The organism is Variovorax sp. H27-G14 (assembly GCF_046156345.1).
GTDB lineage: Bacteria > Pseudomonadota > Gammaproteobacteria > Burkholderiales > Burkholderiaceae_C > Variovorax.
Genome location: NZ_JAYLVN010000002.1, coordinates 213,380 through 235,606, shown reverse-complemented (window position 1 = coordinate 235,606; position 22,227 = coordinate 213,380). Strand labels below are relative to the sequence as shown.

The 22,227-nt window shown below is 68.1% G+C and carries 15 protein-coding genes; 14 read left to right on the top strand and 1 reads right to left on the bottom strand.

Annotated elements, in window-relative coordinates; genetic code table 11:
• The first annotated feature begins 4 nt into the window (after nt 1-4).
• From ribH to VLK31_RS06505, 13 genes are all read left to right on the top strand, one after another.
• Nucleotides 5-481 (top strand): 6,7-dimethyl-8-ribityllumazine synthase, encoded by a 477-nt coding sequence (gene ribH / locus VLK31_RS06565; protein WP_409167580.1) that lies wholly within the window; start codon nt 5-7, stop codon nt 479-481.
• The gene (gene nusB, locus VLK31_RS06560) at nt 478-1,008 is read left to right on the top strand and encodes a transcription antitermination factor NusB (RefSeq protein ID WP_409167579.1); all 531 of its coding nucleotides are present in this window, start codon (nt 478-480) and stop codon (nt 1,006-1,008) included. The genes ribH and nusB overlap by 4 nt, the downstream gene beginning before the upstream one ends.
• A complete protein-coding gene (locus VLK31_RS06555; RefSeq protein ID WP_409167578.1) occupies nt 1,005-2,201 on the top strand; it encodes a pyridoxal phosphate-dependent aminotransferase in 1,197 nt (398 codons plus the stop codon). Before nusB ends, VLK31_RS06555 begins: the two co-directional genes overlap by 4 nt.
• Nucleotides 2,198-2,656 carry a YbgC/FadM family acyl-CoA thioesterase gene (locus tag VLK31_RS06550; protein WP_409167577.1) on the top strand — a complete coding sequence of 153 codons (459 nt, stop codon included), beginning with the start codon at nt 2,198-2,200 and terminating at the stop codon, nt 2,654-2,656. The genes VLK31_RS06555 and VLK31_RS06550 overlap by 4 nt, the downstream gene beginning before the upstream one ends.
• Nucleotides 2,653-3,375: a protein TolQ gene (gene tolQ, locus VLK31_RS06545; protein WP_409167576.1), complete on the top strand. Its 723-nt coding sequence runs from the start codon at nt 2,653-2,655 to the stop codon at nt 3,373-3,375. Before VLK31_RS06550 ends, tolQ begins: the two co-directional genes overlap by 4 nt.
• Nucleotides 3,376-3,390: 15 nt before the next feature.
• Nucleotides 3,391-3,828 (top strand): biopolymer transporter ExbD, encoded by a 438-nt coding sequence (locus tag VLK31_RS06540; protein ID WP_093129739.1) that lies wholly within the window; start codon nt 3,391-3,393, stop codon nt 3,826-3,828.
• Nucleotides 3,829-3,831: 3 nt separating this feature from the next.
• Nucleotides 3,832-4,809: a TonB C-terminal domain-containing protein gene (locus VLK31_RS06535; RefSeq protein ID WP_409167575.1), complete on the top strand. Its 978-nt coding sequence runs from the start codon at nt 3,832-3,834 to the stop codon at nt 4,807-4,809.
• Nucleotides 4,810-5,023: 214 nt separating this feature from the next.
• The gene (locus VLK31_RS06530; RefSeq protein ID WP_409167574.1) at nt 5,024-6,754 is read left to right on the top strand and encodes a peptidoglycan D,D-transpeptidase FtsI family protein; all 1,731 of its coding nucleotides are present in this window, start codon (nt 5,024-5,026) and stop codon (nt 6,752-6,754) included.
• 102 nt (nt 6,755-6,856) lie between these two features.
• Nucleotides 6,857-7,369 (top strand): sigma-70 family RNA polymerase sigma factor, encoded by a 513-nt coding sequence (locus VLK31_RS06525; protein ID WP_409167573.1) that lies wholly within the window; start codon nt 6,857-6,859, stop codon nt 7,367-7,369.
• Nucleotides 7,345-8,412: a FecR domain-containing protein gene (locus tag VLK31_RS06520; protein ID WP_409167572.1), complete on the top strand. Its 1,068-nt coding sequence runs from the start codon at nt 7,345-7,347 to the stop codon at nt 8,410-8,412. The genes VLK31_RS06525 and VLK31_RS06520 overlap by 25 nt, the downstream gene beginning before the upstream one ends.
• Before the next feature lie 170 nt (nt 8,413-8,582).
• The gene (locus VLK31_RS06515) at nt 8,583-11,039 is read left to right on the top strand and encodes a TonB-dependent siderophore receptor (RefSeq protein ID WP_409167571.1); all 2,457 of its coding nucleotides are present in this window, start codon (nt 8,583-8,585) and stop codon (nt 11,037-11,039) included.
• An 84-nt stretch (nt 11,040-11,123) separates the two neighbouring features.
• Entirely contained in the window at nt 11,124-12,356 is a 1,233-nt protein-coding gene (locus VLK31_RS06510; RefSeq protein WP_409167570.1) for a M48 family metalloprotease, read from the top strand.
• Nucleotides 12,353-17,659 (top strand): AAA domain-containing protein, encoded by a 5,307-nt coding sequence (locus VLK31_RS06505; RefSeq protein WP_409167569.1) that lies wholly within the window; start codon nt 12,353-12,355, stop codon nt 17,657-17,659. Before VLK31_RS06510 ends, VLK31_RS06505 begins: the two co-directional genes overlap by 4 nt.
• A 142-nt stretch (nt 17,660-17,801) precedes the next feature.
• Here the strand turns inward: VLK31_RS06505 and dnaE are convergent, their stop codons facing one another.
• Nucleotides 17,802-21,320 carry a DNA polymerase III subunit alpha gene (gene dnaE / locus VLK31_RS06500; protein WP_409167568.1) on the bottom strand — a complete coding sequence of 1,173 codons (3,519 nt, stop codon included), beginning with the start codon at nt 21,318-21,320 and terminating at the stop codon, nt 17,802-17,804.
• Nucleotides 21,321-21,381: 61 nt separating this feature from the next.
• On the opposite strand from dnaE, the gene VLK31_RS06495 reads away from it, so the two are divergent.
• Nucleotides 21,382-22,173 (top strand): sulfurtransferase, encoded by a 792-nt coding sequence (locus tag VLK31_RS06495; RefSeq protein WP_409167567.1) that lies wholly within the window; start codon nt 21,382-21,384, stop codon nt 22,171-22,173.
• The last annotated feature ends 54 nt before the right edge of the window (nt 22,174-22,227 follow it).

The window sequence follows — 22,227 nt, the reverse complement described above, 5'->3', positions numbered from 1 at the left end:
GACCATGCAAGGTGCAAACAAGGGCTCTGTCAGCCACAACGGCAAACCGCTCCACGGCAAGGGACTGCGCATCGGCATCGTGCAGGCGCGCTTCAACGCCGACATCACCGACGCGCTCGCCCGCGCCTGCCTGTCGGAGCTCGAGGCCCTGGGCGTGAGCGCCTCCGACATCCATCACGTGCAGGTGCCCGGCGCGCTCGAAGTGCCGATCGCCCTGCAGGCGCTGGCCGAGCGTGGCGGCTACCACGCGCTGGTGGCGCTGGGCTGCATCATCCGCGGCGAGACCTACCACTTCGAGCTGGTCGCCAACGAGTCGGGCGCCAGCGTGAGCCGCGTCTCGCTGGACTACAAGCTTCCCATCGCCAACGCGATCATCACCACCGAGAACCTAGAGCAAGCCGTTGCCCGGCAGACCGACAAGGGCCGCGACGCGGCCCGCGTGGCTGTCGAGATGGCGCAACTGCTGGCCACCCTTTCATGACCGAAGACACCTCCAAGCCCACCAAGCCGCGCCAGTCGCGCGTCGGACTCACCAGCACCGGCGTTCGCAAGGCTTCGGCCAAGTCGAACCGCAGCCGTGCGCGCGAGTTCGCGCTGCAGGCGCTCTACCAGCACCTGGTGGGCCGCAACGACCCGACCGACATCGACCATTTCACGCGCGACCTCGCGGGCTTTCACAAGGCCGATGCGCTGCACTACGACGCGCTGCTGCACGGCGCGATTCAGGGCGCCGAACAACTCGACGCGCTGATCCGCCCGCTGCTGGACCGCAAGTTCGAAGAGATCTCGCCGGTCGAGCACGCCGTGATGTGGATCGGCGTGTACGAATTTCAGAATTGCGCCGACGTGCCCTGGCGCGTGGTGCTCAACGAGTGCATCGAGCTGGCCAAGGAATTCGGCGGCACCGACGGCCACAAGTATGTGAACGCGGTGCTCAACGGCCTGGCGCCGCAACTGCGCCCGCTCGAGGTGGAAGCCGACCGGGCTTCGGGGAAAGCGAAGGCATGAGGATCTCGGCGCGCGCACAGCGCATCGAGCCCTTCTATGTGATGGAGGTGGCAAAGGCGGCCGGCGCACTGGCCCGCGAGGTCGCCCATACCGACCGGCCGATGATCTTCCTGAACATCGGCGAGCCCGACTTCACCGCCCCGCCGCTGGTGCAGGAAGCCGCCGCCCGCGCGGTGCGTGCCGGCGCCACGCAGTACACGCAGGCCACCGGCCTGGACCTTCTGCGCGAACGCATCAGCGCCTGGTACCGCCAGCGCTTCAACGTCGACGTGCCGGCCCGCCGCATCGTCGTCACCGCCGGGGCCTCGGCCGCGCTGCAGCTGGCCTGCCTGGCGCTGATCGACTCGGGCGACGAAATTCTCATGCCCGACCCGAGCTATCCGTGCAACCGCCACTTCGTGAGCGCGGCGGACGGCAAGGCGGTGCTGGTGCCGACCACGGCCGAAGAGCGCTTTCAGCTCACCGCCGACAAGGTGGCGGCCGCCTGGACCGACAAGACGCGCGGCGTGCTGCTCGCATCGCCCTCCAACCCGACCGGCACCTCGATTGCGCCCGACGAACTGCGCCGCATCCACGAGGTGGTGTCGCAACGCGGCGGCATCACGCTGATCGACGAAATCTACCTGGGGCTGTCGCACGATGACGCCTTCGGCCAGACCGCGCTGGCCATCGACGACAACGTCATCAGCATCAACAGCTTCAGCAAGTACTTCAACATGACCGGCTGGCGCCTGGGCTGGCTGGTGGTGCCCGAGGCGCTGGTGCCGGTGGTCGAGCGCCTGGCGCAGAACCTCTTCATCTGCGCGAGCACCGTGTCGCAGCATGCGGCGCTGGCCTGCTTCGAGGATGCGAGCATTGCCGAGTACGAACGCCGCCGCGCCGAATTCAAGGCGCGCCGCGACTGGTTCATTCCGCAGCTGAACGCGCTCGGACTGAACGTGCCCGTGGTGCCCGACGGCGCCTTCTACGCCTGGGCAGACTGCACCTCGTTCGCCGAAAAGCTCGGCATCTCGGGCAGCTGGGACTTCGCCTTCGAGACCATGAAACGCGCCCACGTCGCCATTACGCCGGGCAGAGACTTCGGCACTGCCGACACCGCGAATTTCGTGCGCTTTTCCACCGCGAGCTCCATGGTGCATCTGCAGGAAGCCATCGAACGCCTGCGTGCGATGGCGGAAAACAAGGCGCAATGAGCTACGCGTTTCCTGTTCGCGTGTACTGGGAGGACACCGACGCCGGCGGCATCGTGTTCTACGCCAACTACCTGAAGTTCATGGAGCGCGGGCGCACCGAGTGGCTGCGCTCCCTGGGCATCGAGCAGCGCAAGCTGCGCGAAGACACCGGCGGCCAGTTCGTGGTGAGCGAAACGCAGCTCAAATACCATCGCCCTTCCCTGCTCGACGACGAACTGCTGGTTACAGCCGATCTTCAACAATTGGGCACCGCCTCGTTGATAATCGGTCAGCGCGTGCTATCAAAAACAGAGCAAGAGCGAACAGGTGCCGCGGCACCTGTCTTGCTGTGCGAAGGCACGATCCGCATCGGCTGGGTGGATGCCGCCACGTTGCGTCCCGCACGCATACCGAAACAAGTCACGGGAACCCTCGAGCGCTACAGCGGCTCCATGACTCAACCTATCAAGCCATGAACCAAGATCTTTCCATCATCAATCTCCTGCTCCACGCGAGCTTCGTGGTTCAACTGGTCGTGCTGCTGCTCGTGATCGTCTCGATCGCCAGCTGGGCCGCCATCATTCGCAAGTACTTCTCGCTGCGCCGCATGCGCGCGCTGAACGACGACTTCGAGCGCGAGTTCTGGTCGGGCACCAGCCTGAACGAGCTGTTTGCCTCGGCAGCGCAGAACGCCAAGTTCGCCGGCCCCATGGAGCGCATCTTTGCCTCCGGCATGCGCGAGTATCAAAAGCTGCGCGAGCGCCACGTGACCGACGCACCCACGCTGCTCGACGGCGCCCGCCGCGCCATGCGCGCGAGCTTCCAGCGCGAGCTGGACGCGGCCGAACAGAACCTGTCGTTCCTGGCCACCGTGGGCTCTGTTTCCCCGTATGTGGGCCTGTTCGGTACGGTCTGGGGGATCATGCATGCCTTCACCGGCCTGGCCGCCCTCACGCAGGTGACGCTGGCCACCGTGGCCCCCGGCATTGCCGAGGCGCTGGTGGCCACGGCCATCGGCCTGTTCGCCGCCATTCCCGCGGTGGTCGGCTACAACCGCTTCGCCCGCGAGATCGACAAGATCGCCATTGCCCTGGAGACCTACATCGAAGAGTTCTCCAACATCCTGCAGCGCAACCTCTCGGCCAACCCGGGTGCCGGCAACGCCGCGTCGTCGGTGGCTCCGGCCAACCGCTGAGCGGAGGCGCCACAGATGCCCGCCGTTTCTTCCCGGGGCCGAGGCCGCCGGACGATCAACGAGATCAACATGGTCCCGTTCATCGACGTGATGCTGGTGCTGCTGATCATCTTCATGGTCACCGCCCCGCTCATCACGCCGAGCGTGATCAACCTGCCCACGGTCGACCGCGCCAACAAGCAGCCCGACAAGCCGATCGAAATCGTCATCAAGAGCGACGACGAAGTGCAGATCAAGAAAGACCCGTCCACCGGCACCGGCGGCACGTCGATCCCCATGACGCAAATTGGCGCCGCGGCCAAGCAGGCCCAGGGCGGCGACGACCAGCGCCCGGTGGTCATCAGCGCCGACAAGTCGGTGAAGTACGAAACCGTCGTGAAGGCGATGAACCAGCTCAAGCGCAGCGGCGTGGAGCGCGTGGGCCTGTCGGTCACCACCACGGGCGGCAAATAAGGCATGTCGCTCGCACTGGATCGCCCCGAGTTCGCGCCACCGCCGCAGCGCGGCACGCCGCGTGCCGTCGTGCTGGCCCTCATTGCGCACGGCCTGCTGATTGCCGCGCTCACCTGGGGCGTGCGCTGGAAAAGCGAGGCCGACGAAGGTGCGGTCGATGCCGAGCTGTGGTCGTCCACGGTGCAGCAGGCAGCCCCGCGCCTGCAGGCACCGCAGGCGCCCACGCCGGTTCCCACGCCACCCCCTCCGCCGCCGCCACCTCCCGCGCCCGCGCCAGTTCCCAAGCCCGTGCCGCCCGCGCCTCCGCCTCCCGTGGTCAAGGCACCCGAGCCCGCACCTGCGCCCAAGGCGCCCGACATTGCCCTGGAGCGCGAGAAGAAGCTCAAGGAGCAGAAGGAACAGAAAGAACGCGAGCTCGAAAAGCAGCAACAGCTGAAGAAAAAAGAGCTCGAGGCCAAGCAGCGCGCCGAGGACGAGGCCGACAAAAAGCAGGAACAGCAGAAGAAGCTGGCCGACCAGAAAAAGCAGCAGCAGGAAGCCGAAGCAAAGAAGGCCGCCGACGCCAAGCAAGCCGATGCCAAGAAGGCCGAAGCCGCCACCAAGCAGGCCGCCGCCGACCGCGCGGCCACGCTCAAGCGCATGCAAGGCCTGGCCGGCGCCAGCGGTGCTGACGATTCGAAGGGCACTGCCATGCGCAGCTCCGGTCCGTCGAGCGGCTACGGCGGGCGCATTGCCGCCGCGGTTCGCCCGAACATCACCTTCCCCGATGCCGACACGGTGAACGGCAACCCGGCGGCCGAGTTCGAGGTGAGCCTGGCACCGGACGGCACCATCGTCGGCGTGAAGCTGAGCAAGTCGAGCGGTCTGCCCGGCTGGGACGAAGCGGCCGAGCGCGGTTTGCGCAAGACCGACAAGGTGCCGCGCGACACCGACGGGCGCATCTTTCCGTCGCTGATCGTGTCGCTGCGCCCCAAGCGCTGACACACGCGCGCTGATTGATGCGCGCCAATTGATGCGCGCGGATCGATGCGCGCGGATCGATGCGCGGACCGGTGGTTTCGCTCAACCGCCCTTCGCTCGTTGAGTCGCCGCATCCCGAAGTAAATCCGGGAAGCGGCGCCTCTAATTCGCAGCTAAGAAAACGGGGCCCTTGCGGGTGATTTGCACGCCACCCCGCGCTCGATAATCCGGGCTCATGAATCCCAATGGCCGCATCCGCTACGGCAGCAGTCCGCTGCTCGCCAGCCCCACCCCCGTTTGGCGCAGCAAGTTCATCGTGGCCAGCATCGCCTTCGGCTTCATGCTGCTGGCGGGCCGCGCGGCCTACGTGCAGATCTTCAACAACGACTTCTTCCAGCACCAGGGCGAGGTGCGCTACCAGCGCACGCTGGAGCTGCCCGCCAACCGCGGGCGCATTCTCGACCGCAACGGGCTGATCCTGGCGTCGGACATGCCGGCGCCCAGCATCTGGGCCATTCCCGAAGACATCGAGCGCGACGACCCGGCCACGCAGGCCAAGCTCAAGCAGGCCGCCAAGCTGCTCGGCATGCCGCAGAAAGACTTCGACAAGAAGCTGGAGGACGAGGACAAGAGCTTCGTGTGGGTCAAGCGCCAGGTCGACGAGCCCCTGGCCAAGCAGGTGGCCGCGCTCAACATCAAGGGCATCTATCTGCGGCGCGACTACCGGCGCCAGTACCCCGAAGGCGAGGCGGCGGCGCACCTGTCCGGCTTCACCAACGTGGAAGACATCGGGCAGGAAGGCGTGGAGCTGGCGTTCAACAAGGAGCTGGCCGGCAAGTCCGGCTCGCGCCATGTGCTGAAAGACCGGCTGGGCCACATCGTGGAGGACACCGAGGACCAAGTGCCGCCTACCGCGGGCCACGACATTCAGCTGAGCATCGACGACCGCGTGCAGTTCATCGCCTACGAAAAGATCCGCGACGCCGTGGTCGCCAACAAGGCGCGCGCGGGCAGCGTGGTGGTGGTCGATGCCCGCACGGGCGAGCTGCTGGCCATGGCCAACTACCCGAGCTACGACCCCAACGACCGCCACGCCCTCACCGGCGAGCAGTTGCGCAACCGCGCCATGACCGACGTGTTCGAGCCCGGCTCGACCATGAAGCCGATCACCATCGCCACCGCGCTGCAGCTGGGCCGCGTCACGCCCAACACCATCATCGACACCAACCCAGGGCGCATCACCGTGTCGGGCGCGACCATTCACGACGACGAGAACTTCGGCGTGCTCACGGTGCAGGGCGTGATTCAGAAGTCGAGCAACGTGGGCGCCACCAAGATCTCCCAGCGCATGTCGGCGCAGGAAATGTGGAACTCGCTCACCGCGGTGGGCATCGGCCAGAAGCCGCAAACGCCCTTCCCCGGCGCGGTGACCGGCCGGCTGCGGCCATGGAAGTCGTGGCGGCCCATCGAGCAGGCCACCATGTCGTACGGCTACGGGCTGTCGGCGTCGCTGTTCCAGATTGCGCATGCCTACACCGCCTTCGCGCACAACGGCGAGGTGATTCCGGTGAGCCTGCTGAAGAACACCGGCGAGGAGCCCGCCGGCGTGCAGGTGTTCTCGCCGCTGGTGGCCAGCCAAGTGCGGCAGATGATGCATCTGGCCGCCGCGCCCGGCGGCACCGCGCCACTGGCGCAGACCGAGGGCTATTCGGTAGGCGGCAAGACCGGCACGGCGCACAAGCAGGTCGGCAAGGGCTATGCAAGCAACAAGTACCGCGCCTGGTACACCGGCATGTCGCCCATCGACAAGCCCCGCGTCATCGTGGCCGTGATGATCGACGAGCCCGGCGCGGGCAAGTACTTCGGCGGCCTGGTGGCCGCGCCGGTGTTCAGCCAGGTGGTACAGCAGACGCTGCGCATCCTGAACGTGGTGCCGGACTTGGCTGTTGCGCCGATGGCGCACTGAGCAACCACCGAACGACTTCTTGCGGCCTGAAAAGTAGGCCGAACGGACACACGGCGATAGAATGCGAACTATTCTCATCTTCTCGCACCGCGCCGCTGCCCCGTGTCCGCCCTCCCGCTTCCGTCCGAGCCGGCATCCATCGATGCGATCTACCGCGAACACCATGGCTGGTTGCTAGGCTGGTTGCGCCGGCGGCTGGGCGGCGCGCAGTGCGCGGCCGACCTGGCCCACGACACTTTCGTGCGCCTGATTGTGTCGCGCGAGTCGCTGGTGCTGCACGAGCCGCGCGCCTTCCTTCGCACGTTGGCGCATGGCGTGGTGGTGAACCACTGGCGCCGCCAGGACATCGAGCGTGCCTGGCTCGACGCGGTGGCCGTGCTGCCCGAACCGCTCGCGCCCTCCCCTGAAGAACGCCTGCTGGCGCTGGAAACCCTGTGCCGCATCGACGCCATGCTCGACCGGCTCAACCCGAAGGCGCGCACCGCGTTTCTGCTGTCGCAGCTCGACGGCCTGGGCTACGCCGAGATTGCCGTGCAGCTGAAGGTGTCCGAGCGCATGGTCAAGAAATACATGGCGCAAGCCATGCTGCAATGCCTGCTGCTGACGAATTCGTGAGGGGCCTGAGCCTCCCGCTGCCCGACGTGGCCTGCGTGCCGGCCTTCGAAGACCTGCAGCAGGCCGCCGAATGGTTCGCCGTGCTGCAGGCCGGCGCGGTGAGCGACGCCGACCGCCGGCAGTGGCAGGCGTGGATCGACGCCGGACCGCGCCAGCGCGCCGCGTGGCGCCGGGTGGAAAGCATCTCCGGCGAGTTCAGTGGACTCAACAGCCTCAATGGTCTGGCGGGCCAGCCCGCGCGCCGCGTGCTCGAACGCGGCGCCACTGCAGCCAACCGCCGCCGCTCGGTGCTGCGCGCGCTGGCGCTCGTGCCTATGGCGAGCCTCGCTGGCTGGATGGCATCGATGGCTTCCAACGAAATGCCCTGGCGCGGCTGGGTCGCCACATACCGCACCGACACCGGCGAACGCCGCGAGGTGGTGCTGGCCGACGGCACCCGCCTGTGGCTCAACACCGCCACCGCGCTCGACGTCGACTTCTCGGCCGGCCTGCGCCGCATCGTGCTCTACAAGGGCGAGGTGCTCATCACCAGCGGCCACGACGACGCCGTGCCCGCCCGCCCCCTGGTGGTCGACGTGCCGCAGGGCCGCCTGACCGCGCTGGGCACGCGCTTTGCCGTGCGCCATGAAGAAAGCGAAGAAGGCAACGCGGTGCGCCTGGCGGTGTTCGAAGGCGCGGTCGCGTCGCGCCCGAGCGGCGGCGACTCGCTCACGCTGGTGGCCGGCCAGCAGACCCGCGTGTTCCCCGACCGTGTCGAGCCGCCCGAGCCCGTGGCCGGCTACGGCGACGACTGGACGCGCGGCATGCTGGTGGCCGACGGCATGCGCCTGGGCGACTTCATCGCCGAGCTGTCGCGCTACCGCCCCGGCTACCTGGGCTGCGCGCCCGAGGTGGCCAACCTGCGCATCGTGGGCGCCTACCCGCTGGCCGACACCGAGCGCATTCTCTCGGCGCTGCAGGCCACGCTGCCCGTGCGCGTGCGCCGGCCGCTGCCTTGGTGGACGGTGGTCGAGGCCGCGCAAGACAGCACGGCCAAACGCTGATTCAAAAAAAATTTCGAAGTGCAGGTTCCCTTTTGGCGGAGCCGGTTGGCAACACAAGTACCAACCCTTTTCTTTGCCCGAAAGCCGCCATGCCCGTGCCCCTGTCGAATCGCCCTCGCTCATTCCACCCGCGCCCCTCGCGCCAACTCGCACGCGCCCTGCGCGGCGCCATGGCCGTGCTCCCGGTGGTGGCCGCGGTGCAGGCCCTGCCCGCCATGGCACAGGCGCAAGCTCGGCCCTCCGCTGCCGCGCGCGACTACGCCATTCCCGCCGGCCCGCTGGGCACCGTGCTGAGCCAGTTCGCGGGCCAGGCCGGCGTGCTGCTGTCGAGCGACGCCAGCCTGACCGCCGGCCTTGCCGCGTCCGGCGTGCGCGGCCGCTTCACGGTCGACGAAGGCTTTGCCGTGGCGCTGGCCGGCACCGGGCTGCAGGCCGTTCGCGGCGCGGGCAACGTCTACGCGCTGCAGCGCGGGCAGGCGGCAGAAACGCTGTCTGAAGTGCGCGTCACGGGCCAGCGCGCGGGCTCGCTCGCGCCGGTCACCGTCACCGCCAGCGCCGAGGAAGAAAGCGGCAAGGGCCCAGGCAAGGGCTTCGTCGCGCAGCGCAGCACCGGCGGCACCAAGACCGACACGCCGCTGCTGGAAACGCCGCAGTCCGTGTCGGTGGTCACGCGCGACCAGATGGATTCGCAAGGCGCCACCACGCTGGTCGAGAGCCTGCGCTACACGCCAGGCATCGTCGCGCAGTACGGCAACACCGACCTGCGGCTGGACTGGCTCACGCTGCGCGGCTTCACGCCGCCGGCGCGCTACCTCGACAACCTGCGCCTGCCCTTCGGCGCACGTGGCTACTCGCAGCCGCGCATCGAGCCCTGGGGGCTGGAGCGCGTGGAAGTGGTGAAGGGCCCGTCGTCGGTGCTGTACGGCCAGTCGACGCCCGGCGGGCTGGTGAACATGGTGAGCAAGCGCCCCACGCTGGAAACCGTGCGCCAGGTCGAGGTGCAGCTCGGCAGCCACAACCGCAAGCAGACGGCCTTCGACTTCGGCGGCGCGCTGGACGACGACGGCGTGTGGAGCTACCGCCTGGTCGGCCTGCACCGCGAGGCCAACACGCAGTACGACTACGTGTCGGAAAAGAAAAGCTACTTCGCCCCGTCGCTCACCTTCCGCCCCAACGACGCCACCCGCATCACGCTGCTGGCCCACTGGCAAACGCTCGACTCGCCCGGCGGCGGCGGTGCGCCCGCGCTGCCTTCGGCCGGCACGCTGGACACCAGCCGCTACGGCGCATTGCCCACCCGCACCTTCGTCGGCGAGCCGGGCTACGACCGCTTCAACAACCGCCAGCACTTCGTCGGCTACGAGGCCGAGCACAAGCTGAACGACACCTTCACGCTGCGCCAGAACCTGCGCTACGGCAAGGTCGATGCGTACACGCAGCGCGTGCAGGCCTTCTGCCTGGCCGCCTGCAACCCTTCTTCGCTGCTGCGCTATGCATGGGCGTTTCCTGAAACGGCCAAGCTGCTGACGGTCGACACCCAGGTGCAGGCCGACTTCCACACCGGCGCGGTGCGCCACACCGCGCTGGTGGGTGTTGACTATTCCGACGAGAAGTCGTCGTTCGACGAAACCAACCTGCGCATCATCACCACGCCCTTCAACGCCTACCAGCCGGTGTACGGGCGCGACAGCGGCCAGGTGCCGTCGGTGGCCACGCACATCGACCAGCAGCGCCGCCAGACCGGCTTCTACCTGCAGGACCAGATGCACTGGGACCGCTGGAGCGTGGTGCTGGCCGGGCGCCAGGACCGCGCCATCACCGACACCCGCACCCTCACCATGACGCCGCGCCGCCTGGCCAACGCCGACCAGCGCGACGGCAAGTTCACCGGCCGCGCGGCGCTGATGTACAGCTTCGACAACGGCGTGGTGCCGTACGTGAGCTACTCCACCTCGTTCCAGCCCGCGGCCGGCACCGACCGCCAGGGCAACGTCTTCCAGCCGACCACCGGCCGGCAGACCGAGGTGGGCGTGAAGTACCAGCCCGTGGGCTCCAAGGCGCTGCTTACCGCGGCCGCCTACGAGCTGACGCAGCAGAACGTGCTCACGCCCGACCCGCTGAGCCGCGCCTTCAGCGAGCAGACCGGCGAGGTGCGCGTGCGCGGCCTCGAACTCGAGGCGCGCGGCGAAGTGCTTCGCGGCCTGGACGCCATCGCCTCCTATGCCTACACCGACAGCCGCGTAACGCGCGCCAACCCGAACTCCGCGGGCGTGAGCATCCAGGGCAACCGCTTCGCCTACGTGCCGCAGCGCCAGGCCGCCTTCTGGCTGGAGTACGCGTTCCAGAACGAAGCGTTGGCCGGCCTTACCGTGGGCGGCGGCGTGCGCCACACCAGCGCCACCTACGGCGACAACGCCAACCTGTTCCGCATTCCGGGCGTGACGCTGTTCGACGCCGCCGTGCGCTGGGACCTGGGCCGGCAGTCGCCCGCGCTCAAGGGCGTGAAGCTGGCGCTGAACGTGGCCAACGTGGCCGACAAGACCTATGTGGCCACCTGCCTGTCGTCCACCGGTTGCTACTACGGCGAGCGCCGCAGCGTGTACTTCACGGCCGGCTATAGCTGGTAGGCACACAGCGCACCGGTAGTGCACGATGGCACGGGGTGGCTCGTTTAGGATCGTCGGCAACTCTCTGCCACCGGCGCTCCTGACATGGTCGACACCCCTCCTGCCGTACGCCTCCAAGACCTGACCCCACTGCCCTACCAACAGGCCCTGGCCGCGCACCTGCAGGCGCACGAGCCCGAGGTCTGGCACTGGGCCGCATCCGCCGAGGCGCGCGAGGCGCACGCCTCGGCAGTGCGCACCGCGCTGCTGCGCAACTCGTACCGGCTCGACGCCGACGCCCACCCCGACCTGCACGCGCATGCGCAGCTGGCGGCGCAGCGCCTGGGCGTCACCGCGCGCATCACGCTCTACCAGGCACCGAGCGGTGCGACGAACGGCGCGATGAACGCGGCCATCCACTGCGTGCCGGGCGAGGCGCACATCGTGCTCTCCGGCCCGCTGCTGGAGCGCCTGCAAGGCCCCGAGCTGCAGGCCGTGCTGGGCCACGAGCTTGCGCACTACCTGCTGTGGGAGCGCGACAGCGGCATCTACCACGTGGTCGACCGCATGCTGCACGCCACCGCCGCCGACCCGCGCGCCGATGCGAGCCACCTGCAGGCCGCGCGGCGCTTCGCCCTGTACACCGAGGCCTTTGCCGACCGCGGCGCTTGCGTGGCCTGCGGCGCGCTGGAGCCCGCGGTGAGCGCGCTCATCAAGGTCGAGACCGGGCTCACGCAAGTGAACGTGGCCAGCTACCTGGCGCAGGCCGAAGAAATCTGCGCCGACCCCACCCTGCAGACCCGCGGCACCAGCCACCCCGAAGTGTTTGTGCGCGCCCGCGCCATGCGCCTGTGGACCGAGCGCCAGCACGACGCCGAAGACTGGCTTGCCAGCGCGCTCGAAGGCCCGCTCGACCTGGGCACGCTCGACATGCTCGGCCAGCAGCGCGTGGGCGCGCTCACGCGCGGTGCCATCGCGCAGCTGCTGCAACGCCCCTTTCTGCAGTCGGCATCGCTGCTGGCGCATGCGCGGCGCTTTTTCCCCGACTTTGCGCCGCCCGCCTCGGCCATGCCGCCACCCGAACCGGTACCGGCCGGCCTGCACGACTACCTGGCCAGCGTGCTGGTCGACTTTGTCGCGGCCGACCCCGAGCTGGACGACATCACGCTCGCCGCCGCGCTCGGCCTGGCCGAGGCCCTGGGCTGTGCCGAGCCTTTCGAGCAGCGCGTGGTGAAAGACCTGCGCTTTCCCAAACGCAGCCTCACGCGCGTGAAGCGCGAAGCCACGGCCCTGCTCGACAAGGCCGCCACCTCACACACGCAGCCCGCCGCCGTATGACTTCACCGACCCCGACCCCGGCAGCGATCTCCGGCCCGCCCCCCACCGCCGCGCTGCTCCAGCTCCTCGACACCGCCGACACCCACGGCGGCCTGCAGACCGACGACGTGCTCAAGCTCGTGCTGCCGCTGCTGCGCGAGGTCTCGGCCCTGCACGAGCAGGGCCAGGTCGCCGCCCTCGGCACTGCCTTTGCCTACCGCGTGACCGACGTGCCGGCGCTGGCCCTTTCGCAGCCCGAAGGCCAGGCGCCGCTGCGCCACCTCGAAGCCATCGCGCCGCTGGAGCAGCCCGCGGCCTCCGTGCTGCGCGTGGTCGGTGAGCAGCGCGTCACCATCGATGCGGACGCAGGCGTCTCGCTCGACAACCTCGAGGTGATGGCCGATGCCGGCCCCGACACCGTGCCCACGCGCCGGGCGTACCTGCCCGGCTACACGGCATGGGAGCTGCGCCTGGGCCACCACGACGCGCTGAGCGACATCCTGTGCCTGGGCCAGGTGCTGGCCAGTCTGTCGTGCGGGCTGGACTTTACGGTCGGCGAAGAGCTCGCCCGCTTTGCCACCCACCGCGCCAACCTGTTCGAACTCAACCGCCGCCTGCACCCGGTGGTGGCCGCGGTGGTCTTCGAGATGACCGCGCTCGACCGACATGAGCGCGCGCGCGACCTGCCCTCGGTGATTCGCCGGCTCGAAACCTACCGCGACCAGCCACTGGACCTGGACGTCGGACTGGACCGCATCGCTCCCGCCAGGAACGGCCCCGGCCAGCGCCGCCAGGCCATCCAGCTGCACCTGCGCGACCGCCTGTTCGACCTGTCCCGGCGCAACCGCCTGCTGTACTTCAAGCCCACGCAGGCGAATGTGAACCTCACCATCGCCAGCGTGCCGCTGGTGGTCGACATGCACAGCATCCGCGTCGACCAGCTCTGCGTGTGGGACGGCCGCTTTGCCACCGACATCGCCAGCTGCGACCCCGTGCCGCTGGCGCGCTGGCTGCGCTTTGAAGACCAGCCGTACCTGCCGGGCGCGCTCGACCGCATCCTGCAGGAGGCGCGGCGCGACCGCTCGGAGTACGGCTTCTCGCAGCTGTCGCTGGTCATCGCCTTCCTGCGCTGGCACAACCTGAAGGAAGGGGCCGCCGGCGGGCCCGAGCAGGCCGAGCGCATCGCCTCGCCGTTGCTCATGCTGCCGGTCGAGCTCACGCGCAAGAAGGGCGTGCGCGACCAGTACCTGCTGGAAGCCGCCACGCACGAGGCCCAGGTCAACCCCACGCTGCGCCACCACCTGCGCCAGCTGTACGGCATCGTGCTGCCCGAGATGGTGGACCTGCGCGAGACGACCATCGAACAGTTCCATGCGCAGCTGTCGGCGCAAATTGCGCAGAGCGAGCCCGGCGTGCAACTGCGGCTGGTGAAGCAGCCGGAGATTTCGGTGATTCACCAGCGTGCGCGCCAGCGGCTCGAACAGTTCAAGCGCCGTACGCGCGTGCGCACGCCCTCCGCGCTGCCCGTGGCTTCGCAGGACTTCAGCTACGCGCAGGACGACTTTCGCCCGCTCGGCTTGCAGCTCTTTCATGCGCGCGTGCGCCCGGTGCCGCTGCCGGTGCGCGACGCCGTCGGCGCCAGCCCGCAGCCGCGCGCACCGCAGATGGCCGAGACAGCGACAGCCAATGAAACCGAGCGCACCACGCTCGCCCTGCGCGAGAGCAACGGCAACCCGTACCAGTGGGACATCGACCTCACCGCCGTGACGCTGGGCAACTTCAACCACCGCAAGATGTCGCTGGTGCGCGACTACTCGGGGCTGGCCGAAAGCGACATGGCCAGCGAGGCCTTCGACCGCGTGTTCTCGCTGCAGCCGCGCCAGGTCGATGCCGAGGCGCCGCCCGCGCTGCCGCTGGCCGACCAGTGGCCGGTGGTGCAAGGCGACGCCACGCAGACCGCCGCGGTGGCGCTGGCGCGCACCGGCACCAGCTACATCATTCAAGGGCCGCCGGGCACCGGCAAGTCGCAGACCATCACCAACCTGATTGCCGACTACGTGGGCCGTGGCCAGCGCGTGCTGTTCGTGTGCGAGAAGCGCGCCGCCATCGACGTGGTGTTCCACCGCCTGCGCCAGCAGGGGCTGGACGAGCTGTGCTGCATGATTCATGACTCTCAGGGCGACAAGAAGGCCTTTGTGCAGAACCTGCGCAAGACCTACGAGCAGTGGCTGGAAGCGCCCGAGGCGCTCACGCAGGAATCGGCCGAACGCACCCGCGTGCTCGACGCCATGCAGCTCGACCTGCGCGCGCTCGAACGCTTCGACGCCGCCATGCGCGACGTGCCCGACCACCTTGCGGTGACGCTGCGCGAACTGGTGGCGCGGCTCATCGCGCTGAAGACCAGCGACCCCGCCCTTACGCCCTTGCAGACCGAAGCCCTGCCCGCCTTCGCGGCCTGGCGGCGGCATGCCGAGCTGGTCTCGCGGCTGCACCTGGCCGTCACCGAAAGCCTGGGCGCACCCAGCCTGGCACAGCATGTGTTCGCGCAACTGGCGCCCTCGCTGCTGAAGCAGGAGAAGCCGCTCGCGCGGCTGGTGGACCTGAGCGAACGCGCCGTCGAACTGAGCGGCGTATGCCGCAACGCGCTTGCCGACGCATGGCCGCCGTTGGCCAACGACGCAACGCTGTGGCGCGACGCGCTGGCCGTGGTAGCCGACGCCCGCCGCGTGGCCGCGCTGGCCGCGCGCGGGCAACTCGCGCTGCTCGACACCACGCACCCGAGCAGCGTGGCCCTTGGCACGGCATTGGCCGAACGCCGCACGCTGCAACAGGCACTCGACGACACGCTGCAACGCACCAGCCACTGGCGCGACAAGCTCTCGCCTGGCGATACCGAAGCCGGCCTCGCGCAAGCGCGCGCACAACAGGGCTCGCTGCTGCGCTGGCTCCAGCCCTCGTGGTGGCGCCTGTCGGGCGAACTGAAGCGGCGCTACAACTTCGCCGCGCATGCGGTGCGCCCGCAGCCCGCGCAGATCCTTCAAGACCTGCTGGCCGAACACACCGCGCGCGCCGCGCTGCACAAGCAGGCACAGCAGCTGGAGGCCGACTACGGTTGCACCAACGCCGAGGCCTTCACGCAGCAACTGCAGGCGATGCGCGACACCGACGACAGCACCAGCCTGCGCGCGGAATTCAAGTCGTACCTGCGCACGGAGCCTGCGGCTTCAGCCAACCGCAGCGTCGAAAAACTCGCCGCCGCCGGCACGCGCACCGACACGCTCGACGCGCTGTGGCGCGAGCTGGTGCACGACGTGTCCGCCCAGCCGCTGAACGCGCTCGAACCATTGGCCCGCACCTTGCGCGAACAGGCCGACACCCTGCCCTCCGTGCTGCAGCCGCTGCAGGAACTGGCCGATGCCGACCCCGCCGTGGCCGCCGCGCTGCGCACCTTGCCACTGCCGCCCGATGCCATCGAGTTCGCCATAGCGCGCGAAGGCCTGGAGCGCGTGTACCGCACCGAGCGCTGGCTGCCGCGCTTCGACGGCGCCACGCTCGCGCGCCATGCGCAGCGCCTGGGCGATGCAGAGCGCCAGCTGCTGGAGCGCAATGCGCGCACGCTGGCCGCCGCGGTGCGCCAGCGTTTTCGCGACCACGTGCAAAAAAGCGCCCTGCCCGCGAGCCAGCTTGACGCCGACGGCAAGGTCTTCAAGAAGAGCTACAACGCGGGCCGCCGCGAGCTGGAGCACGAGTTCGGCAAGACCATGCGCTACAAAGCCATCCGCGAACTGGCCAGCGGCGACACCGGCCGCGTGGTGCGCGACATGAAGCCCATCTGGCTCATGAGCCCGCTGTCGGTGTCCGACACGCTGCCGCTGGCGGCCGACCTGTTCGACGTGGTGATCTTCGACGAGGCCAGCCAGATCCCGGTGGAAGAAGCCGTGCCCGCGCTGTACCGCGCGCCGCAGATCATCGTGGTGGGCGACGAGATGCAGTTGCCGCCCACCAGCTTCTTCTCGTCGAGCCGCGACCCGGAGGACGACACCGTGTCGGTCGCCGACGACGACAGCGACGGTGAAGGTGAAGGCGACCGCATCGCCGTGGTGCTGGACGCCGACAGCCTGCTCAACCAGGGCGCGCGCAACCTGCCGGCCACGCTGCTGGCCTGGCACTACCGCAGCCGCTACGAGTCGCTCATCGGCTTCTCCAACGCGGCCTTCTATGCGGGCAACCTGTACACCATTCCGGACCGCAGCCTGCCCGCGCCGCAGCGCGCGGAAATTCTGGTGCAGTCGCGCAGCCCGTCCGACGAATCGGTGAACGCGCATGTCGATGCACTGCTCTCGCGCGCCATCAGCTTTCACCGCGTGAGCGACGCGGTGTACGAGAACCGCATCAACGACGGCGAGGCGCGCCACATTGCGCAACTTGTGCGCGAGCTGCTGCGCCGCGAGACCGGGCGCAGCCTGGGCATCGTGGCGTTCTCGGAGGCGCAGCAAGGCGAGATCGAGGACGAGCTGAATGCGCTGGGCGCGGTCGACGCCGACTTCGCGGCCCGGCTGGAAGCCGAGTACGTGCGCGAAGAAAACGACCAGTTCTGCGGCCTGTTCATCAAGAACCTGGAGAACGTGCAGGGCGACGAGCGCGACATCATCATCCTGAGCATCTGCTACGGGCCCAACCCCGAAGGCCGCATGCTGATGAACTTCGGCCCCATCAACCAGCGCGGCGGAGAGAAGCGGCTCAACGTGATCTTCAGCCGCGCGAAGCACCACATGGCGGTGGTCTCCACCATTCGCCACGAGGCGATCACCAACGACCACAACGAGGGTGCCGCGGCGCTGAAGAACTTCCTGCGCTATGCGGAGTGCCTGTCGCGCGGCGACGCGGACACGGCGCGGCGCGTGCTCGAAGGCATGAATCCGCTCACGCGCGGCGCGGGCAAGGTTGCAGGGCATGCGCGTGTGGACGATGTCAGCGCGCAGATTGCCGAGGCGCTGCGCGCGCGCGGCCATGCGGTGGACGAACAGGTGGGGCAGTCGCGCTTTCGCTGCGACCTGGCGGTGCGCGCCGTGGGAGATGCGCAGGGCGCGGAGGGTGAGCAGTCCTCGCCGTCCTCGCCTTCCTCACATTACGCGCTCGGCATCCTGGTGGACACCGCAGCGCATTACGAGAACCGCAACGTGCTGGAGCGCTATGTCTCGCGCCCGCGCATCCTGAACGCCTTCGGCTGGCAGGTGCTGCAGGTGCTGGCCAAGGACTGGCTGCATGGGCCAGAGGCTGTGCTGGAGCAGATCGAGCAGGCGCTCGCAAAGCGCACGCCCTGACCCGGCTTGGCTCCTTCCCCTTCCGGGGGAAGGCTGGGATGGGGGCAGCGCCCAACGAGCCCTTCAACGCGGCAAGGTGGCGAAGGCCGTCGTGCCCCCACCCCAACCCTCCCCCAGCGGGGGAGGGAGAAAGACCAACAGATCAGTCGTAGACGATCAACGCCTTGCCCGCTTCCGCCTGCGCCGTCCAGCTGGCCAGCGCCGCGTCGGTCGGGAAGAACTTGGCACGCTCGCCCAGTTGCAGCTCGACCTGCGCCCCCGCGCGCGCCATCGACAGGCGCACCGGCAGCCCCTGCACCAGCTCACCCACTTCGGTCTGCTCCTTGCGCGGCGGAAAGTCTTTCAGCAGGCGCGCGATGTCGGGCGCCTTGCCGTTCACCGCCACGCGCAGGAACTTGCCGAAGCGGCAGCGCGCCGTGGCCAGGTCCCACACCTGCTGCACCTGAAAGCGCGCCTCGAAACCACCGCGCGCCTGTTGCAGCCGGCCGCTGACGATGACCAGTTCGTCGTCCTTCAGCGTGTTGCGGTTGGCGTTGATGAGCGCCTCGTCGGCGGTGGCGTCGATCGACTCCGACTTGTCGTCGAGCTTGAAGATCGCCAGCCTGCCGCGCTGGCCGTTGATCACCCGAAAGTCGCTCACGATGCCGGCAATGACTTGCTGGTCGCGGCTGTCGAGCAGGTCGCCAATTTCGCGCTTGCAAAAGCGCCGCACCTCGTGCGACACCTCGTCGAACAGATGGCCCGACAGATAGAAGCCGACCGCCGTCTTCTCCAGCGTCAAGCGCTCCTTCACGCCCCAGGGCGTGGCGTCGACCAGGTCGGGCTCCGCGGTGGCCGAGCCGTGTTCGGCGTCGCCGAAGATGTCGACCTGCGCCGCATTGGCCGCGGTGGCGTTGGAGAACTCGAAGGCGCGGTCGACCGACGCAAGCAGCGACGCGCGGTTCTGCTGAATGGCGTCGAACGCGCCGGCCTTGATGAGCGCCTCGACCGTGCGCTTGTTGATGCGCTGGCGGTCGATGCGCACGCAAAAGTCGAACAGGCTCTTGAACGGCCCGCCCTCTTCGCGCGCCCGCACCACGGCCTCGACCGCGAGCTGGCCCGTGCCCTTCACGGCGCCCAGGCCGTAGCGAATCACCTTGTCGGTGACCGGCTCGAAGCGGTAGTTGCCGCGGTTCACGTCCGGCGGCTCGAAGGTGATGCCGAAGTTTTTCTGGGCGTCTTCGAACAGCAGCTTGAGCTTGTCCGTGTCGTCCATTTCCACGGTCATGTTGGCGCAGAAGAACTCGGCCGTGTAGTGAACCTTGAGCCAGCCCGTGTGGTACGCCAGCAGCGAATACGCGGCCGCGTGCGACTTGTTGAAGCCGTAGCCCGCGAACTTCTCCATCAAGTCGAAGATTTCGTCGGCCTTGTCCTGCGGAATGCCGTGCGTGGACAGCGCGCCCACGCGAAATTTCTCGCGGTGCTCGGCCATTTCCTCGAGCTTTTTCTTGCCCATGGCGCGGCGCAGCAAGTCGGCGCCGCCCAGCGAGTAGCCGCCCAGGATCTGCGCGGTCTGCATCACCTGTTCCTGGTAGACCATGATCCCGTAGGTTTCCGACAGCATCTCGGCCACGGCCGGGTGCGGGTACTCCACTTCTTCGCGGCCGTGCTTGCGCGCCACGAAGCTGGGAATCAGGTCCATCGGGCCGGGGCGGTACAGCGCGTTCAGCGCAATCAGGTCTTCCAGCCGCGTGGGCCGCGCGTCTTTCAGCATGCCCTGCATGCCGCGCGATTCGAACTGGAACACGGCCTCGGTCTTGCCGTCGGAAAACAGCCGGTAGGTGGCCGCGTCCTTCAGCGGAATGTTCTCGAACGCAAAGTTCTCCTGGCCCTTGTGGCGCTTCATGATGAACTCGCGCGCAATCTCCAGAATGGTGAGCGTCGCCAGGCCCAAGAAGTCGAACTTGACGAGGCCGATGGCCTCCACGTCGTCCTTGTCGTACTGGCTCACCGCGGAGTCGCTGCCGGGCTGCTGGTAGAGCGGGCAGAAGTCGGTGAGCTTGCCCGGCGCAATGAGCACGCCGCCTGCATGCATGCCGATGTTGCGCGTCATGCCTTCGAGCTTTTGCGCAAGCTCGACCAGCATGCGCACTTCTTCTTCCTTCTCGATGCGCTCCGCCAGTTGCGGCTCCATCTCGATGGCGTAGTTGTTCTTGTCGCCCTCTATCTTTTTCTCGGGCGGGTACTGCAGCGTGACCGACATGCCCGGCTTGTTGGGAATCAGCTTGCTGATGCCGTCGCAGAACATGTAGCTCATGTCCAGCACGCGGCCCACGTCGCGGATGGCGGCGCGCGCGGCCATGGTGCCGAAGGTGGCGATCTGGCTCACGGCGTTGCGGCCGTACTTGTCCTTCACGTAGTCGATCACGCGGTCGCGGTTGCCCTGGCAGAAGTCGATGTCGAAGTCGGGCATCGAAACGCGTTCGGGGTTCAGGAAACGTTCGAACAGCAGCTTGTATTCGAGCGGGTCCAGGTCGGTGATCTTCAGCGCGTAGGCCACGAGAGAGCCCGCGCCCGAGCCCCGGCCGGGGCCCACCGGGCAGCCGTTGCTCTTGGCCCACTGGATGAAGTCGCCCACGATCAGAAAGTAGCCCGGAAACCCCATGTTCAGGATCGTGTTGATCTCGAACTCCAGCCGCTCCACGTAGCGCGCCCGCTCGGCCTCGCGCTTGGCCTCGTCGGGGAACAGGTGCTTCAGGCGCACCTCCAGGCCCTCGAAAGATTCCTGGCGGAAGAAGTCGTCGATCGGCATGCGCACGCCTTCGGAGACGAAGGGCGTGGGAAAGTCGGGCAGTTGCGGCTTGCCCAGCACCAGCGTGAGGTTGCAGCGCTTGGCAATTTCCACCGTGTTGGCCAGCGCGCTTGGCACGTCGGCAAACAGCGCCTGCATTTCGGCGCTCGACTTGAAATACTGTTCGTGGGTGAAGCGCCGCACGCGGCGCGGGTTGCCCAGAATTTCGCCTTCCGAAATGCACACGCGCGCCTCGTGCGCCTCGTAGTCTTCGCGCGCGGCAAACTGCACCGGGTGCGTGGCAACCACCGGCAGCTTCAGGCGGGCCGCGAGCTTCACTGCGGCAATGACGTGGGGTTCGTCTTCAGGGCGACCGGCGCGCTGCAGCTCGATGTAGAAGCGGTGCGTGAAGATGCCGGCAAGCCGCAGGGCCAGTTCAGCCGCGCGCTCTTCCTGGCCCTGCAGCAATGGCTGGCCCAGCGGCCCGGCCTGCGCGCCCGACAGGGCAATGAGCCCGCCCGACAGCTCCTCGATCCATTCGAGCTTGCAGGCAGCCTGCGACTGGCCGCGGCTCACGTTCTGCGTCCAGGCGCGCGCGAGCAGTTCGGACAGGTTCAGGTAGCCCTCGGTGCTCTGCACCAGCAGCACGATGCGGGTGAGCGCACCGGGCTGCTTGCCCAGCCCGTCGACAAACACTTCGGCGCCGATGACAGGCTTGACGCCCTTGCTGCGCCCCTGCTTGTAGAACTTGATGGCCCCGAACAGGTTGTTCAGGTCGGTGATGGCCAGCGCGGGCTGGTTGTCGGAGGCCGCGGCCTTGATGGCTTCGTCGATGCGGTTGGTGCCGTCTACGACGGAAAATTCGGTGTGCAGGCGCAGGTGAACAAACATCCGGCCATTGTAGAAACCGGCACCCCACGATGTGGGTTGACGATCCCTACAATCTCGCCCCGTGCAAGAGATTTTGAATATCGCAGCCTACAAGTTCGTAGGCATCCACGACAGCCCCGAGCTGCGTGAAGACCTGCGCGCCCGCGCGCAGGCCCTGGACCTCATGGGCACCATCCTGCTGGCGCCCGAGGGCATCAACCTTTTTCTGGCCGGCCCCGCCGACGGCGTACGCGCCTTTTTGGCCCATTTGCGTGCCGATGCGCGCTTTGCCGACCTCGAAGCCAAGGAAAGCTGGTCCGCCGCCCAGCCCTTCAGGCGCATGCTGGTCAAGCTCAAGCGCGAGATCATCCGCATGGACCACCCCGCCATTCAGCCCTCGGCGGGCCGGGCGCCCGGCGTGGACGCGCCCACGCTCAAGCGCTGGCTCGACCAGGGCCATGACGACGAAGGCCGGGAAATTGCGCTGCTGGACACACGCAACGACTTCGAGGTCGACGAAGGCAGCTTCGACGGCGCAATCGACTGGCGCATCACCAAGTTCACCGAGTTCCCGCCCGCGCTGAAAACGCACCGCGCCGACTTCGCGGGCAAGACGGTGGTGAGCTTCTGCACCGGCGGCATCCGCTGCGAGAAGGCCGCCATATTGATGCGCGAGGAAGGCATCGAGCATGTGCTGCAACTCGAAGGCGGCATCCTCAAGTACTTCGAGCAGGTGGGCGGCGCGCACTACCACGGCGACTGCTTCGTGTTCGACGGCCGCCGCGCCCTGGCGCCCGACCTGAGCGCGCGCGCGGCCGATGCCAGCGCACGCGCGTCGGAAGACACCGACCTCTCGCTCGGCTTGAAGCAGTAGTTCAAGCAGCAGTTTCAGCAGCAACCCGAACAACAACCGGATCAACCGACAGCC

Bases quoted from the DNA above. Each gene is read 5' to 3' on its own strand.
- nusB (WP_409167579.1), top strand. From the start codon at position 478: ATGACCGAAGACACCTCCAAGCCCACCAAGCCGCGCCAGTCGCGCGTC.
- VLK31_RS06510 (WP_409167570.1), top strand. From the start codon at position 11,124: ATGGTCGACACCCCTCCTGCCGTACGCCTCCAAGACCTGACCCCACTG.
- VLK31_RS06515 (WP_409167571.1), top strand. From the start codon at position 8,583: ATGGCCGTGCTCCCGGTGGTGGCCGCGGTGCAGGCCCTGCCCGCCATG.
- VLK31_RS06535 (WP_409167575.1), top strand. From the start codon at position 3,832: ATGTCGCTCGCACTGGATCGCCCCGAGTTCGCGCCACCGCCGCAGCGC.
- dnaE (WP_409167568.1), bottom strand. From the start codon at position 21,320: ATGTTTGTTCACCTGCGCCTGCACACCGAATTTTCCGTCGTAGACGGC.
- VLK31_RS06505 (WP_409167569.1), top strand. From the start codon at position 12,353: ATGACTTCACCGACCCCGACCCCGGCAGCGATCTCCGGCCCGCCCCCC.
- ribH (WP_409167580.1), top strand. From the start codon at position 5: ATGCAAGGTGCAAACAAGGGCTCTGTCAGCCACAACGGCAAACCGCTC.
- VLK31_RS06540 (WP_093129739.1), top strand. From the start codon at position 3,391: ATGCCCGCCGTTTCTTCCCGGGGCCGAGGCCGCCGGACGATCAACGAG.
- tolQ (WP_409167576.1), top strand. From the start codon at position 2,653: ATGAACCAAGATCTTTCCATCATCAATCTCCTGCTCCACGCGAGCTTC.
- VLK31_RS06520 (WP_409167572.1), top strand. From the start codon at position 7,345: ATGCCTGCTGCTGACGAATTCGTGAGGGGCCTGAGCCTCCCGCTGCCC.
- VLK31_RS06530 (WP_409167574.1), top strand. From the start codon at position 5,024: ATGAATCCCAATGGCCGCATCCGCTACGGCAGCAGTCCGCTGCTCGCC.
- VLK31_RS06550 (WP_409167577.1), top strand. From the start codon at position 2,198: ATGAGCTACGCGTTTCCTGTTCGCGTGTACTGGGAGGACACCGACGCC.
- VLK31_RS06555 (WP_409167578.1), top strand. From the start codon at position 1,005: ATGAGGATCTCGGCGCGCGCACAGCGCATCGAGCCCTTCTATGTGATG.